The following is a 14,042-nucleotide window of genomic DNA, read 5'->3' on the forward strand; positions in this document are numbered from 1 at the left end:
GTCGTCGCGACGGGGCAGAGGGGAAGACCCGTCGGAAGCTCGGCAGCGGTTGCCGCCGAACCGACTCAGACCCTACGACACGAGCGGTCACGTGTGCGTCAGGCGCACCGGAACCGGTGAAACGGGTCACGGCGCGCCGCGCCGCCGGTCAGTACCTTGTGCGCATGTCCGAGCCCCTCTCTGCCGCCCCCGACCTCACCCACCTGCGTCTCGAGCGACCCGCCGACGGAGTCGCCGTGCTGACCCTCGACAACCCCGACCAGCGCAACGCGATGTCCGACGCGATGACGGCGTCCTGGGTCGAGGCGATCGATGCGCTGGCCGCCGACCGGTCCGTGCGGGTCGTCGTCGTGACCGGCGCCGGCTCGGCGTTCTGCTCCGGCGGCAACACCTCGTGGATCGCCAGCGAGCCGGACGCGACCGTCGACGAGCTGCGCACCCGGATGATCGCGTTCTACCGCGCCTGGCTGTCGATCCGGCGCCTCGAGGTGCCGACGATCGCCGCGGTCAACGGCCCGGCGATCGGCGCGGGACTGTGCCTGGCGCTGGCCTGCGACATCCGGTACGCCGCGGCCGGCGCGCGTCTCGGGGCGCCGTTCGTCAAGCTCGGCATGCACGCCGGCATGGCCGGCACCTACCTGCTGCCGAACGTCGTGGGGGAGGCGCACGCCCGCGACCTGCTGCTCACCGGCCGGCTGGTCGACGCCGACGAGGCGCTCCGGCTGGGCCTGGTGTCGCGGGTGGTCGAGCCGGCCTCGTTCCTCGACGAGGTGCTCGCCACCGCCGAGGGCATCGCCGCCACCGCGCCGATCGCCAGCCGGCTCACCAAGCTGGCGCTGGCCGACGGCGGGCACGCGGACTTCGAGAGCTGCCTGCAGTGGGAGGCGATGGCGCAGCCGATCACGCTCGCGACCGCGGACCTGCAGGAGGGCATCCGCGCGGCGCAGGAGAAGCGGCCCGCGGTCTTCACCGGACGTTGACCCGCCCGAAACTTTCGGGCGGGTGAACGTGAGGAGGCCCCCGACCGCATCGGGACACTTGCCTTCCCCTTGCGAGTGTCCGTCGGCGGCCGGGGGCCTCATCTGCCGACCACGCTAGGAGCCGGGGGCGGCGGGGTCAACGCGGCGGGCCTGCTGCCTGTGGACAAGCCTGTGGACAAAGCTGTGGACAGGCGGTCGCGCCGGTGGAGGAACGGCCCGCGCGGTGGAATCCGCCTGTGGAGAACGCCCCGCCGGAGACGACGCCCGCACCGCTGACCAGCGACAATGGCTCTCCACCGGGTGTGGACGAAAGAAATCCGGGCCCAGCCAGCACTGCACCACGACGAACGAGAGGGCTGACGGCGTGTCGGACACGTACGACGCGGGGCCGGTCGCCGCGCTGCGCCGGATCGCGTTCCTGCTCGAGCGGGGGCGCGAGGACTCCTACAAGGTCAAGGCGTTCCGCGGGGCCGCGGCCGCGATCCTGCCGATGTCGCACGACCAGGTCGTCGCCGCCGTCGAGGACGGCACCCTCACCGCGCTGCCCGGGGTCGGCGCGAGCACGGCCCGGGTGATCGCCGACGCGGTGCGCGGGGTGATGCCGGCCCGGCTCGCCGAGCTCGAGCGCGAGCACGGCGGCGACCTCACCACCGGCGGGTCGGGGCTGCGGGCGGCGCTGCGCGGCGACCTGCACTCCCACTCGGACTGGTCCGACGGTGGGTCGCCGATCGAGGAGATGGCGTTCACCGCGATCGAGCTCGGCCACGACTACCTCGTGCTCACCGACCACTCGCCGCGGCTGACCGTGGCCCACGGCCTCAGCGCGGAGCGGCTGACCCGCCAGCTCGGCGTCGTCGACGCGGTCAACCAGCACCTGGCCTCGGCGGGGGAGGGGCACTTCACGCTGCTGAAGGGCATCGAGGTCGACATCCTCGACGACGGGTCGCTCGACCAGGACGACGACCTGCTCGCCCGGCTCGACGTCCGGGTCGCCAGCGTCCACTCCAAGCTGAAGATGGACGCCGACGACATGACCCGCCGGATGATCGGCGCGATCCGCAACCCGCGCACCAACGTGCTCGGCCACTGCACCGGCCGGCTGGTCACCGGCAACCGCGGCACCCGCCCGGGCTCGCGCTTCGACGCGAAGGCGGTCTTCGAGGCGTGCGCCGAGCACGGCGTCGCCGTCGAGATCAACTCCCGTCCCGAGCGGCGCGACCCGCCGACCGCGCTGCTGGAGCTGGCCCGCGACCTGGGCTGCGTGTTCTCGATCGACAGCGACGCGCACGCGCCGGGACAGCTCGACTTCCTGGTCTACGGGTGCGAGCGGGCCGAGGCGGCCGGCATCGACCCGGATCGGATCGTCAACACCTGGCCGCGGGAGCGGCTGCTGGCCTGGGCGACGAAGTAGCGTTTCGACCATGGACCGACCCGAGGTGGAGGTGCGGCGCTCGAAGCGGCGCCGCCGTACCGTCTCGGCCTATCGCGACGGCGACCGGGTGGTCGTGATGATCCCCGCGTCGCTGTCCCGGCGCGAGGAGGCGGAGTGGGTGGAGAAGATGATCGCCCGCCTGGACCGCTCCGAGCGCCGCCGCCGACCCAGCGACGGTGACCTGATGCGCCGGGCGCAGGACCTCAACGACCGCTACCTCGGCGGGCTGGCCACGCCCGAGTCGGTGCGCTGGGTCGACAACCAGCAGTCCCGCTGGGGCTCGTGCACCCCTGGCGACCGCACGATCCGGCTCTCCGTCCGGCTGCAGGGGATGCCGTCGTGGGTCGTCGACTACGTGCTGATCCACGAGCTCGCGCACCTGCTCGAGCCGGGCCACGACGCGAAGTTCTGGGCGTGGGTGGACCGCTACCCGCGCGCCGAGCGGGCCAAGGGCTACCTCGTCGGCTGGTCGACCGCCGCCCGCCTCGAGCCGCCGCCGGGCGAGGCGATCGACTAGGGAGCCCGCTCGCCGGTGGTTTCGAGGCTCGCTTCGCTCGCACCTCAACCACCGCCAGCAACCCGGGCTCGGGCCAGTCGCACCAGCTCGACCAGGTCCGCCTCGGGGTCGGGCAGCGCGTCGGCGGGCCACCAGCGCACGTCGAGCGACTCCTCGCTGACCGCGTGGGCGGCGCCGGCGGGCGCGACCGCGACGAACCGGACGTCGAGATGGTGCACGTTCCCGCCCGCCCCGCAGAACGGTACGGCGTGCTCGCTCAGCTGCACCGGCACCGGGTCGAGGACCAGGCCGGCCAGCCCGGACTCCTCGGTCGCCTCGCGGAGCGCTGCCCCCGCGAGCGTGGCGTCACCGGGCTCGCAGTGCCCCCCGAACTGGAACCAGGCCCGGGCCTTGGCGTGCAGGGTGAGCAGCACCGACCCGTGGTCGGCGTCGAGCACCAGCGTGCTGGCGGTGAGGTGATCGGGGCGGCAGCCGCGGTCGAGCCCGTCGGGGTGGGCGCGCAGGTGCGCGACGTACCGCTTCCGGAGCCGCTCCTGGGCCGCGTCGGGCGCGGCCCAGCCGTCGAGCACCGCCAGGGCGTCGGCGTGCAGGCTCACTCGTCGGGGGAGTCGAGCAGCTTCTTGAGCTCGGCGTCGAAGTCCTCGTCGCTGAGCTCGGGCAGCGCGGTGGCCTCCTCGCGGAACCCGAGCGGGTCGTCGAGGTCGGCCGCGGTCGGCAGCAGGTGCGGGTGCATCCACACGCCGTCGCGGGCCTCCACGCCCTGGCGGGTGCGCAGCGAGCCCCACAGCGTCGAGGCGTCGCGCAGCCGCCGGGGCCGCAGCTCGAGCCCGACCAGGCTCGCGAACGTCTCCTCGGCGGGTCCGCCCGCGGCCCGGCGGCGGCGGAAGGCCTCCTGCAGCTTGCCGGCGGCGGGCATCCGCTCGGCGGTGGCCTGGCCGACGACCTCGTCGACCCAGCCCTCGACCAGCGCGAGCGTGACCTCGAGGCGCTGCAGCGCGGCCTCCTGGGCCGGCGAGCGGGGCAGGTCGAACATGCCGCCCTCGAGCAGCGCCTGCATCGAGGCGGGGTCGTTGGGGTCGATGCCGCGCATCTGCTCCTCGATGCGCGACTGGATGCCCTGGGCGTTGATCTCGATGCCGCGGGCGTAGTCGGCGACCGCGCCGATCAGGTGGTCGCGCAGCCAGCCGACGTGGGCGAACAGCCGCTGGTGGGCGGCCTCCCGCAGCGCGAGGTAGAGCAGCAGGTCGTCCTCGGTCACGTCGAGACCCTCGGCGAACGCGCTGATGTTGGCGGGCACGAGCGCGGCCTTGCCGGGCGCGGCGAGCGGCAGGCCGATGTCGGAGACGCTGAGCACCTCCGACGCCAGGGCGCCGAGGCCGGAGCCGACCTGCGAGGCGAGCATGCCGCCGACGGCCTGGCCGAGGATGCCGAGCAGCGGCCCGGACATCGCCCGGGCCTCCTCGGGCAGCGCGCCGCTGAGCGCCTGCACCGACGACTCGGCGATCGGCTCGACGAGCACCTTCCACACGTCGGTGGTGCCGACCACCCACTCGGCGCGGCTCCACGCGGCGGTGGAGGTGACGCCGGAGGGGAACGCGGTGGTGTCGTCGAGCCAGTGGTCGGCGAGCCGGACGGCGTCGGCCACCGCGTCGCGCTGCCGCTGGCTCGGCGTCGGGTCGGGGGACTGGGCCACGGTCTTGCGGGCCAGGTCGAGCGCGAGGTCCCAGTTGACCGGCCCGTCGTGGGGCTGCATGAGGAACTGGATCTGGCTGAAGAGCTGGCCGAGGTCGGGCAGCCCGGCCGCCCCGGGACCGCCGGCGGCACCGCCGAGGCCGCCCAGGGCGCCGAAGAGCTGCTCGAACGGCGTGCCCTTGAACGGGTTCTGCCCCGGGTCGCTGCCGTCGTCGGGCGTCTCGCCCGGCTTGTCGTTCATGGCCCCAACGGTACGCGGGCCCCGGTCACCGGGCGTCGTGCAGGCGGACGGAGTGTTCTAGGGTCGCGACGTGAGCTCCGCCGTACGCCTCGTGGACCTGCGCGAGACCCCGCTCGACGTCGCCGAGGTCGTCGCCGCGCTCGACGACGACGCCTCCGGCGGCCTGACCCTGTTCGTCGGCCGGGTCCGCGACCACGACGGCGGCAAGGGCGTCACCGGCCTCGACTACTCCGCACACCCGACCGCGCTGGCCCGGCTGCGGGAGGTGTGCGAGCGGGTCGCGGAGGAGTACGACGTGCAGGGCGTCGCGGCCGTGCACCGCACCGGCAGCCTCGCGATCGGCGACATCGCCGTCGTGGTCGCCACCACCGCCGCGCACCGCGGCGACGCGTTCACCGCCTCGCGGGCGCTGATCGACACGCTCAAGGCCGAGGTGCCGATCTGGAAGCACCAGCGCTTCGGCGACGGCACCGAGGAGTGGGTGGGAACCCCCTGAGCGGGCGCGCCTCCCCGGCGTGCGGGTCGCCCGCTCCTACGGTGGAGGCGTGGAGATCCTGCTCTGGCTGGTGCCGTCGGTCGTCGTCACGGTCGTGGCGATGCTGTGGGTCGCCTGGGCCGGACGCGAGGGCCGCGGCGAGGTCGACCGCGAGGTCGCGGTGCGCCGGCTGGCCGCCGCGCTCGAGCCCGACCCGCGTCGCCGGCGCCGGCCCAGCCCGGGGTACGCCGTCCCGACCCCGGACCGCGACCGCTCCACCGGCGTCGCCGTACGCCCCTCGCGCCGCGCCTCCTGATCGCCGCCTAGGGGACATCTGACAGTCTTGGCGGCATGACGCAGCGCACTCTGGCCGGCCTCCTGGCCGTGCCGCTGCTCATCGGGCTGTGGGTGACGGCCGCGCTCAAGCCGCTGCCGTTCGTGACCTACGAGCCCGGCCTGACCATCGACGTGCTCGGCACGAACGACCAGGGCAAGGAGATCATCGAGATCCAGGGCCACCAGGTCTACCGCGACGACGGCCAGCTGCGGATGACCACGGTCTACGTCTCCCAGCCCGAGCCCAAGGGCAGCAACAACCTCTTCGAGCTGATGCGCGACTGGCTCAGCAACGAGGACGCGGTCTATCCCTACGACGCGGTCTACCAGCGCGGCGAGACCGTCGAGCAGAACCGCAAGCAGGGCGCCCAGGAGATGACCAGCTCCCAGGACGCCGCGACCGCGGTCGCGCTGGAGGAGCTGGGCTACGACGTCACCGAGGCGGTCGTGGCGGGCGTCGCCAAGGGCACGCCGGCCGACGGCGTGCTGAAGACCGGCGACGTGCTGCTCAGCGTGGACGGGGTCGCGGTCGCCAACGGCGACGACGTGGTCGCCGCGGTCGGCAAGGTCGAGGCCGGCCGGGCGCTGCGGCTCGTCGTACGCCGGGACGGCGAGCGCCGCGAGCTGTCGGTGACGCCGCAGGTCAGCGACGGCAAGCCGCAGATCGGCATCCAGGTCGGCACCCAGACCAAGGGCGAGCTGCCGGTGAAGGTCACGATCGGCATCGACTCCAACATCGGCGGCCCGAGCGCCGGGCTGATGTTCTCGTTGGCCATCTACGACACCCTCACGCCCGGGTCGCTCACCGGCGGCGCGACGATCGCCGGCACCGGCACCATGGACGCCGCCGGCAACGTCGGCCCGATCGGCGGCATCCAGCAGAAGATCGTCGGCGCCCGCGACGACGGCGCCGAGCTGTTCCTGGTGCCGCCCGACAACTGCGCGGACGCGCTCGGCGCCCCCAACGAGGACATGCGCCTGGTGCGCGCCGACACCATGCACGACGCCCGGGTGGCGATCGAGGCCTGGGTGAAGGACCACGACGCCGACCTGCCCAGCTGCGAGGAGACTGACGAGTGACGGAGTTCGACCCGGAGTTCGACCCGGAGCTCAGCCCCGACCTGACCGCCGACCTCGACGTCGACCCGGCGCTGGCCTCGGCGGTGCTCGAGATCGAGAGCCACATCGCCGCGGAGGGCTGGGACCAGCCCGCGCGGCTGTACGCGCTCGTCGACACGGCGTCGCTGGTCGAGCGCGAGCCCGCCCTGGCCGCCGCGATGGGCCTGGACGCCGCGTCCGCGCACGGGTCGCTGACCCCGATCGAGCAGGACCAGCTCGCCCCCGACCTGTCGCTGGAGGTCGCGCTCGAGACGATCGTGTGGCCGCCGGAGGTGACCGGCTGCGCCGCGGTCGTCGAGCGCCTGGTGCTGCCCCCGGACGCGGACCCGCTGATCCCGAACGACCCAGCCTCGGCGGAGCGGTTCGCCCGCGAGCACCCCGACCGGCAGGACGTCCGCATCGTCGCCGGTGTCACCCGCGCGGGCGCGACGTACTGTGCACTGCGACTGCGTGCGCACGACGACGACCAGTCCGTCGTGGGCGGCTCCGACCTCGTGCCGGGGCTGCTGGAGCTGCTCGGGGCGACGTTGGAAGAGCCCGGGGAGACGCCCGGGCACGAAGGAGAGAAGCAGAGATGAGCGAGCTGTTCGACGAGGACCCCCGCGACGCGGGCCCCCCGGCCCGGTCCGGGTCTCGGCGCTCACGCGCGCTGATCATCACCGCGGTGGTGCTGGTGATCGCGTTCCTCGGGCTCAGCACGTTCGCGGGCATCTACACCGACCGGCTCTGGTACAAGTCCGCCGGCTACGGCGAGGTCTTCGGCACGCTGTTCTGGACCAAGACCGTGCTGTTCCTGGTCTTCGGCGCCGGCATGGCGCTGGTGGTCGGCCTGAACATCTACCTCGCCTACCGCTTCCGCCCGTTCTTCCGGCCCAGCTCCCCGGAGCAGAACGGCCTGGACCGCTACCGCGAGGCCGTCAACCCGATCCGCACCTGGCTGCTGCTCGGCGTCGCGCTGGTGCTCGGCCTGTTCGCGGGCAGCTCCGCGATCGGTGAGTGGCGCGACTACCTGCTGTGGCGCAACGGGGTGTCGTTCGGCAGCGACGACGCCTTCTTCCACAAGGACATCGGCTTCTACGTCTTCACGCTCCCGTGGCTGCACTACCTGCTTAACTACGCGATGGCGGTGCTGGTCGTGGCGCTGATCGCCGCGGCCGTCGTGCACTACCTGTACGGCGGGATCCGGCTGCAGACGCCCCGCGACCGGCTCTCCGGGGCGGCGCAGGCGCAGATCTCGCTGCTGCTCGGCCTGTTCGTGCTCGCCAAGGCCGGCGACTACTGGCTGGACCGGTTCGACCTGGTCTCCCAGGGCGGCGGGCTGATCACCGGCATGACCTACACCGACGACAACGCGGTGCTGCCGGCCAAGAACATCCTGCTGGGCATCTCCGTGATCTGCGCGGTGCTGTTCTTCGTCAACGTGTGGCGCCGCACCTGGCAGCTGCCGTCGGTCGGGCTGGCGCTGCTGGCCGTCTCGGCGATCCTGCTCGGCCTGATCTGGCCGGGCATCGTGCAGCAGTTCCAGGTCAAGCCGTCCGAGGCGGACAAGGAGGCCTCGTACATCAAGGCCAACATCGAGGCGACGCGCACGGCGTACGACGTCTCCGACGTGCAGGTCGAGAAGTACACGCCGTCCTCCTCCGCGGCCTCGGCCGAGCTGACCCAGCTCGCGAACGAGACGTCCTCGGTCCCGCTGGTCGACCCGCTCGTGGTCCGGGACGCGTTCGAGCAGGTGCAGCAGAGCCGCGCCTACTACTCGGTGGCCGACGTCCTCGACGTGGACCGCTACGAGATCGACGGCACCGACCGGGCCCTGGTGCTCGGCGTGCGCGAGCTCGACCAGGCCGGCATGAACGACGGCGACAAGAACTGGACGAACCTGCACACCGTCTACACGCACGGCAACGGGCTCATCGCGGCGTACGCCAACCAGCGCCCCGAGGACAACAGCTCGGAGATCAACAGCGTCAGCGGCGCCGGCGGCAGCGACCAGAGCGGCCTGGTGTGGGCGCAGGGCATCAACGCCGGCGAGGACGGGCTGCGCCGGGCGGTCGGCGACTACGAGGACCGGATCTACTACGGCGAGCAGAGCCCGACGTACTCCGTGGTGGGCAAGCCCGCCGCGGACGCCAAGGACGTGGAGCTCAACCTGCCGACCGGTGGCGAGGACGCCGGCTCGACCACGACGTACGAGGGCCCCGGCGACGCGAGCGTGGGCGGGCTGTTCAACCAGCTGATGTTCGCGACGAAGTTCGGGGAGCCCAACTTCCTGCTGTCCGGGCGGGTCAACGAGAACAGCAAGGTGCTGTTCAACCGCCAGCCGCGCGAGCGGGTCGAGAAGGTCGCCCCGTGGCTGACCGTCGACAGCGACCCCTACCCGGCGATCGTGAACGGCCGGATCCTGTGGGTCGTCGACGGCTACACGGTCACCGACCGGTACCCGTCGTCGGAGAAGGAGTCGTTCCAGACGATGACGGACGACTCGCTGCAGGACGAGACCGGCCTGCGGACGCTGCCGACCGACGAGATCAACTACATGCGCAACGCGGTCAAGGCGACCGTCGACGCCTACACCGGCGAGGTGACGCTGTACGCCTGGGATGACACCGACCCGATCCTCAAGGCGTGGAGCTCGGCCTTCCCCGGCACCGTGAAGCCCAAGGCGGAGATCCCCGACGAGCTGCTGCAGCACCTGCGGTACCCCAAGGACCTGTTCCAGGTGCAGCGCTACCAGTTCGCGCGCTACCACGTCACCGACGCGGGCGACTTCTACCAGGGCAACAACCGCTGGGAGGTCCCCGAGGACCCGTACGCGCGCGGCCGGTTCCAGCCGCCGTACCGGCTCTTCACCGGTGACCCCGAGACCAGCGACGAGACGTTCTCGCTGACCTCGGTGTACGTGCCGTTCAACAAGAACAACCTGGCGTCGTTCGTCTCGGTCGACTCCGACGCCACCGACCCGGACAAGTACGGCGCGATGCGCGTGCTGGAGCTGAGCAACGACCAGACCCCCGGTCCGGGCAACGTGGCCAACGAGTTCACCAGCGACCCCGACGTCGCCGACAAGGTCGCGCAGTTCAGCCGCAGCGGCGCGACCCCGATCCGGGGCAACCTGCTCACGCTGCCGGTCAACGACGGGCTGATGTACGTCCAGCCGGTCTACGCCAAGCAGGAACTGTCGGAGTCGAGCTGGCCGATCCTGCGCTACGTGCTGGTGAAGTACGGCAGCCAGATCGGCGTCGGTACGACGCTCCGCCTGGCCCTCGAGGACCTCGTCGGCACCTCCGGCGGCACCGTCACCCCGCCGCCCGACACCGGTGGCGACGGCGGAGACGGGTCGGGCAACACCGGTGGCGACGGGAGCATCAACTCGCGGATCCAGCGGCTCCTGGACCAGGCCGACCAGGCCTTCCAGGACGCGCAGGCCGCGCTCGACCGTGGCGACCTGGGCGCCTACCAGGACCAGGTCAAGCGCGCGCAGGACTCCGTCGCGGCCGCCCTCCGCCTCGCCGAGCAGCGGGACGCGGGCGGCTCGGGAAGCTCGGACCAGGAGCCGTCGGGATCGGCATCCCCCTCGGAGTCGCCGTCCCCCTGATCGGACCCCGAATCGGGCCCGGCGGCGACCGTCGCCGGGACCCGATTTGGACCGTCCCGCACCGGTCTGTAAGGTTGTGTTCACCGACGCGGGGTGGAGCAGCTCGGTAGCTCGCTGGGCTCATAACCCAGAGGTCGCAGGTTCAAATCCTGCCCCCGCTACAAGAAAGTGGCCCCTGACCTGCGGAAACGCAGTTCGGGGGCCACTTGGTTTCTTGAGCCACATAGCCTTGTGCCGCGTTTATGTCCCGGAAACCTCCGCGTTGGCAGCACGTTGTGGTCCCGGGGTTGGGGCCAGGCTGGCGCTCGAGGCGGCCGCCTGCGGGAGGCTCTACGGTCTAGGATTCGGCGGCTTCATAGACGGCATCGTTCTGCACCAGATACTTCAGTGGCATCACATGGTCAGCCACGTGGAGGAATATCCGGCGGACACCGTGGCGGGCCTGGAAGTGAACACCTTGGCTGACGGCTTCTTCCATATGGCGACGTGGGTCTTGGTCCTGGCTGGATCGATCGCGGCGATCAAGGCTTGGCGTGAAGGCCGTTTCGCTCCGAGTTGGTCCTTCCACTTCGGCCTCGTTCTGGCGGGGTGGGGGATATTCAACCTGGTTGAGGGAATCGTGGATCATCACCTCCTCGGTGTGCACCACGTGCGCGACGACGTCGGTTCCCCGCTGTCGTGGGACCTCGGGTTCCTGGCGTTCGGTGCGCTACTGCTCGTCGGCGGGTGGCTGCTGCACAAACGAGGTATAGCGGCGATGGAGCGTCGAGCACGAGGAGGTGGAGAGCGGGCGTCGGTGGGCCGCTGACGGGCGGGCTGCCGCCCGCACCTGATCTGGCGCGGACCTGAGCTATCCCAAGGGCAGGGACACATAGCCGCGGATGGGGCCGGAGCGGAGTCGAACGGCCGAGTCCAGGTCGACATCCCAGTCCGGCTGGCGGGCCAGGAGCGTCTGCAGGGCGATGCGCGCTTCGAGACGTGCCAGCGCCGCGCCGAGGCAGAAGTGGATCCCGCGTCCGAACGCGACCTGCCGTTCTGGTGCGCGATGCAGGTCGAACTGATCCGCCTTGGCGAAGACTTGGTCGTCGCGGTTGGCGGATCCGAACAGAAGCAGCACGGTCTGGCCAGTCGCCATGTCTTGTCCGTGCAGGTCGACCGGGCGGGTCAGGGTGCGCGAGAGGCCCTGGACGGGGGAGTCGTAGCGCAGCAGCTCTTCGACGGCGCCGGGGACGAGGTCTGGGCGGTCCGCCAGCTGCCGGCGGCTATCGGGATGCTGAGCGAGCACGACCGCGCTGTTGGAGAGCAGGTTCGTGGTGGTCTCGTGTCCGGCCACGAGCAGCAGCAGGCAGAACCCGAGGAGTTCCTCCTCGGTGAGGCGTTCGCCGTCGGCGTCGGCCTGGACCAGCGCGCTCATGAGGTCGTCCTGCGGGCGCGCGCGTCGTTCCGCGAGAAACCCTGAGAAGTACTCGTACAGCGATGCGGCGGCGTCGAGTCCGGGGCCGAACTCGCCACGGGTGGGGTTGGACTGGATGAGGGTGGTGGACCAGATGCGGAACCGGTCGCGGTCGGCCCGTGGTACGCCGAGCATGTCGGCGATCACGATGGCGGGGAGGGGGCCGGCGAATCTGGAGACGAAGTCCCATCCGCCCGAATCTGGGGACTCGTTTAGAAGGTCGTCGACGATGGTGTGGATGTGCGGCTCCAGTGCGTTGATCCGCCGGGGGGTGAACGCCTTGCTGACGATCTTGCGCAGCGCGGTGTGCCGCGGCGGGTCCGTCATGATGAGCATGGGCAGGAACAACTGGGTCATGTCCACCCCGGGAGGGGTCGGGAAGATCCCCGACGCCGAGGAGTACGTCGCCGGGTCGGCGAGAGCTGCGCAGACGTCGTTGTAGCGGCTGAGCACCCAGGTGTTCGCCTGCACCGACCAGTAGGCGGGGGCTTCATTGCGGAGCTCTCGATAGATGGGATAGGGGTCGACGATGATGTCGGGATCGAACGGGCTGTAGGTCAGTTGCTGACTGCTCATCGGCACTCTCCAGGTGGTGTTCATCGTGTGCCTTCTGCGGAGGCGCCCGTCCACGCCGCTGCACTCCTGTCGGGGACTGGCGCAACTCGCCTGAGGCTTGCTGCGAAGGTGGTGATTCCCATCAGGCCAAGGACCCCAGAGGCAAACTCTCGTTTGCAACGGCGCGTTTGTACTGCGAGTACAACACACCCAACCGCTCAGGTCGAGACCCCTGTCGGAGTCGAGGGCCGTCCGCGGCTTGGCTCAGAGCGGCCACCGAGCAGGTTGGCGGTCGTCGGCGGCCGCCGACGGTGGGCCGTCACGTTCGCCGCGCGGCTCGTCTCATGATGAGACCGAGAGCTGCTGTGACGGCGATCAGATCCTGGCTCATCAGCGCGGCCGGCATTCCCAGGATCCGCTGGGGGATGCGGTGCTGATCGTAGGGTGAGGTGCCGGGTATGAACAGGGTCAGGTTGAAAGGTGCCCAGCGGGCGATCGGCAGTAGTGCGGCGGCGGTGATGAGTCGTTCAGAGGAGGGGTCGTGCGGCCGGCGGCTATGCAGCAGCCAGAGCGCCACGAGTCCTTCCGTTGTCGCGCTGACGACCTCCGACGTGCCGTGCCAGCGGGCGTGTGGCCCGTACTCGGGGCCGAAGGTATGGCGGCGGTTCCAGTCTGCGAGCCACGGAAGCGTGGCCGAGGCGACAATGGATCCAGCAATCAAACGCAGGCCAAAGCTGGCCACCCCAGCGTGGGCCCCAGGGACCGGCCAGCCCTCGTTCACAACGAGCTCCTTCTGTCGTCGGAATGCCCCTTGGCTCAGCTCGAGACTCGGCTGGGGCCGCTACTGCGCCGACGCCAGTCGGCAGCCATGCGACTCATGGTGCCCAGAAGCGTCGGCCTCATGCCGCCGACCGTCGGTGCGTTCGTCGCCCGGGACCCACTTCCGTGACTCGCGTTGGCCGGTCGGCTGCCGCGACTAGGAGGGGTGAATGTGCGCGATGGGCAATCTTGCCTGTTCGGCAATCGCCTGGGAGGCTGGTGCCGTGATCGAAGGCCTGAGGGGGAGGAAGCGCGCGGCGACCGCGCAGGCGCTTGCCGAGGCTGCCTTCCACCTGGCGAAGGAACGCGGCCTGGGCGGGTTCGTGATAGACGAGGTCGCGGAGATGGCTGGGTACTCGCGCCGTACGTTCGCGAATCACTATCCCTGCAAGGAGGCGGCGGTGGCAGCAGTCGCCTACGCCGGTATCGAGGCTGCCGCCGACGCACTCGAGGACGTGTCGGAGGGCCGACCGTTGCTGGATGCGGTCGAGGTCGTGCTGCGGCTGCAGCTGACGACGACGGGGCTGTCCCGGATGCGGGAGGTCTTGACGTTGGCGCGGGCGTATCCCTCATTGGAGCCCCACGTGTACCACGTCCAGCACCGGATGCGGTTGGAGGTCGAGGAGCGGATGGTCTCCGTGGCGGCGGGACGCTATCCGGCTTCCTATCTCACTCTGCTCGTCGGCGCCGTCTACGGCATGGTCTCCTCCGCGCTCGAGGGGCTCGTCGACGTCCGCCTTCCTGGCGATCTGCCGAGTCGCGACGCCGTGGAGTTCGACGAGTTCTTGACCGAGGTCTTCATGCATCTCCGTACGGGCTTCTGACCCG

General features: G+C 71.1%; 14 protein-coding genes and 1 tRNA gene. 11 read left to right on the plus strand and 4 right to left on the minus strand.

Annotated features, from left to right (window positions below):
* Window positions 1-164: 164 nt before the first annotated feature.
* The 3 genes from QQZ14_RS08335 to QQZ14_RS08345 all read left to right on the plus strand — a co-directional run bounded on the left by QQZ14_RS08335 (window position 165) and on the right by QQZ14_RS08345 (window position 2,929).
* A complete protein-coding gene (locus QQZ14_RS08335) occupies window positions 165-980 on the plus strand; it encodes an enoyl-CoA hydratase/isomerase family protein (RefSeq protein ID WP_284533799.1) in 816 nt (271 codons plus the stop codon).
* 364 nt (window positions 981-1,344) lie between these two features.
* Entirely contained in the window at window positions 1,345-2,391 is a 1,047-nt protein-coding gene (locus QQZ14_RS08340; protein WP_284533800.1) for a PHP domain-containing protein, read from the plus strand.
* 10 nt (window positions 2,392-2,401) lie between these two features.
* Window positions 2,402-2,929, plus strand: coding sequence for a M48 metallopeptidase family protein (locus QQZ14_RS08345; protein WP_284533801.1), 528 nt, complete (start codon window positions 2,402-2,404; stop codon window positions 2,927-2,929).
* A 44-nt stretch (window positions 2,930-2,973) separates the two neighbouring features.
* Here QQZ14_RS08345 and QQZ14_RS08350 read toward each other — a convergent pair whose 3' ends face one another.
* Together QQZ14_RS08350 and QQZ14_RS08355 are read right to left on the minus strand one after the other, a co-directional pair.
* Window positions 2,974-3,525, minus strand: coding sequence for an NUDIX hydrolase (locus QQZ14_RS08350; protein ID WP_284533802.1), 552 nt, complete (start codon window positions 3,523-3,525; stop codon window positions 2,974-2,976).
* Window positions 3,522-4,862: a zinc-dependent metalloprotease gene (locus QQZ14_RS08355; protein ID WP_284533803.1), complete on the minus strand. Its 1,341-nt coding sequence runs from the start codon at window positions 4,860-4,862 to the stop codon at window positions 3,522-3,524. The genes QQZ14_RS08350 and QQZ14_RS08355 overlap by 4 nt, the downstream gene beginning before the upstream one ends.
* A gap of 70 nt (window positions 4,863-4,932) precedes the next feature.
* On the opposite strand from QQZ14_RS08355, the gene QQZ14_RS08360 reads away from it, so the two are divergent.
* The 7 genes from QQZ14_RS08360 (at window position 4,933) to QQZ14_RS08390 (ending at window position 11,195) form a co-directional block, all read left to right on the plus strand.
* A complete protein-coding gene (locus QQZ14_RS08360) occupies window positions 4,933-5,358 on the plus strand; it encodes a molybdenum cofactor biosynthesis protein MoaE (RefSeq protein WP_284533804.1) in 426 nt (141 codons plus the stop codon).
* Between the two features lie 49 nt (window positions 5,359-5,407).
* Window positions 5,408-5,653, plus strand: coding sequence for a hypothetical protein (locus tag QQZ14_RS08365; RefSeq protein WP_284533805.1), 246 nt, complete (start codon window positions 5,408-5,410; stop codon window positions 5,651-5,653).
* Window positions 5,654-5,688: 35 nt separating this feature from the next.
* Complete coding sequence (locus QQZ14_RS08370; protein WP_284533806.1) at window positions 5,689-6,753, plus strand: YlbL family protein; 1,065 nt, start codon at window positions 5,689-5,691, stop codon at window positions 6,751-6,753.
* A complete protein-coding gene (locus tag QQZ14_RS08375) occupies window positions 6,750-7,370 on the plus strand; it encodes a PPA1309 family protein (protein ID WP_284533807.1) in 621 nt (206 codons plus the stop codon). Before QQZ14_RS08370 ends, QQZ14_RS08375 begins: the two co-directional genes overlap by 4 nt.
* The gene (locus tag QQZ14_RS08380; protein WP_284533808.1) at window positions 7,367-10,387 is read left to right on the plus strand and encodes a UPF0182 family membrane protein; all 3,021 of its coding nucleotides are present in this window, start codon (window positions 7,367-7,369) and stop codon (window positions 10,385-10,387) included. Before QQZ14_RS08375 ends, QQZ14_RS08380 begins: the two co-directional genes overlap by 4 nt.
* An 87-nt stretch (window positions 10,388-10,474) precedes the next feature.
* Window positions 10,475-10,548: transfer RNA gene (locus QQZ14_RS08385), tRNA-Met, on the plus strand.
* Between the two features lie 101 nt (window positions 10,549-10,649).
* A complete protein-coding gene (locus QQZ14_RS08390) occupies window positions 10,650-11,195 on the plus strand; it encodes a DUF2243 domain-containing protein (RefSeq protein ID WP_284533842.1) in 546 nt (181 codons plus the stop codon).
* Between the two features lie 42 nt (window positions 11,196-11,237).
* Here the strand turns inward: QQZ14_RS08390 and QQZ14_RS08395 are convergent, their stop codons facing one another.
* The gene (locus tag QQZ14_RS08395; protein ID WP_284533809.1) at window positions 11,238-12,440 is read right to left on the minus strand and encodes a cytochrome P450; all 1,203 of its coding nucleotides are present in this window, start codon (window positions 12,438-12,440) and stop codon (window positions 11,238-11,240) included.
* Window positions 12,441-12,714: 274 nt separating this feature from the next.
* Window positions 12,715-13,176, minus strand: a complete 462-nt coding sequence (locus QQZ14_RS08400) for a hypothetical protein (RefSeq protein WP_284533810.1) — start codon at window positions 13,174-13,176, stop codon at window positions 12,715-12,717.
* Window positions 13,177-13,438: 262 nt separating this feature from the next.
* Here QQZ14_RS08400 and QQZ14_RS08405 point away from each other — a divergent pair, with 262 nt between their 5' ends.
* Entirely contained in the window at window positions 13,439-14,038 is a 600-nt protein-coding gene (locus QQZ14_RS08405) for a TetR/AcrR family transcriptional regulator (RefSeq protein WP_284533811.1), read from the plus strand.
* Window positions 14,039-14,042: the final 4 nt, after the last annotated feature.

Origin of the sequence: Nocardioides sp. T2.26MG-1 (assembly GCF_950101795.1) — a bacterium.
In the GTDB taxonomy this organism is placed as follows: Bacteria; Actinomycetota; Actinomycetes; order Propionibacteriales; family Nocardioidaceae; genus Nocardioides.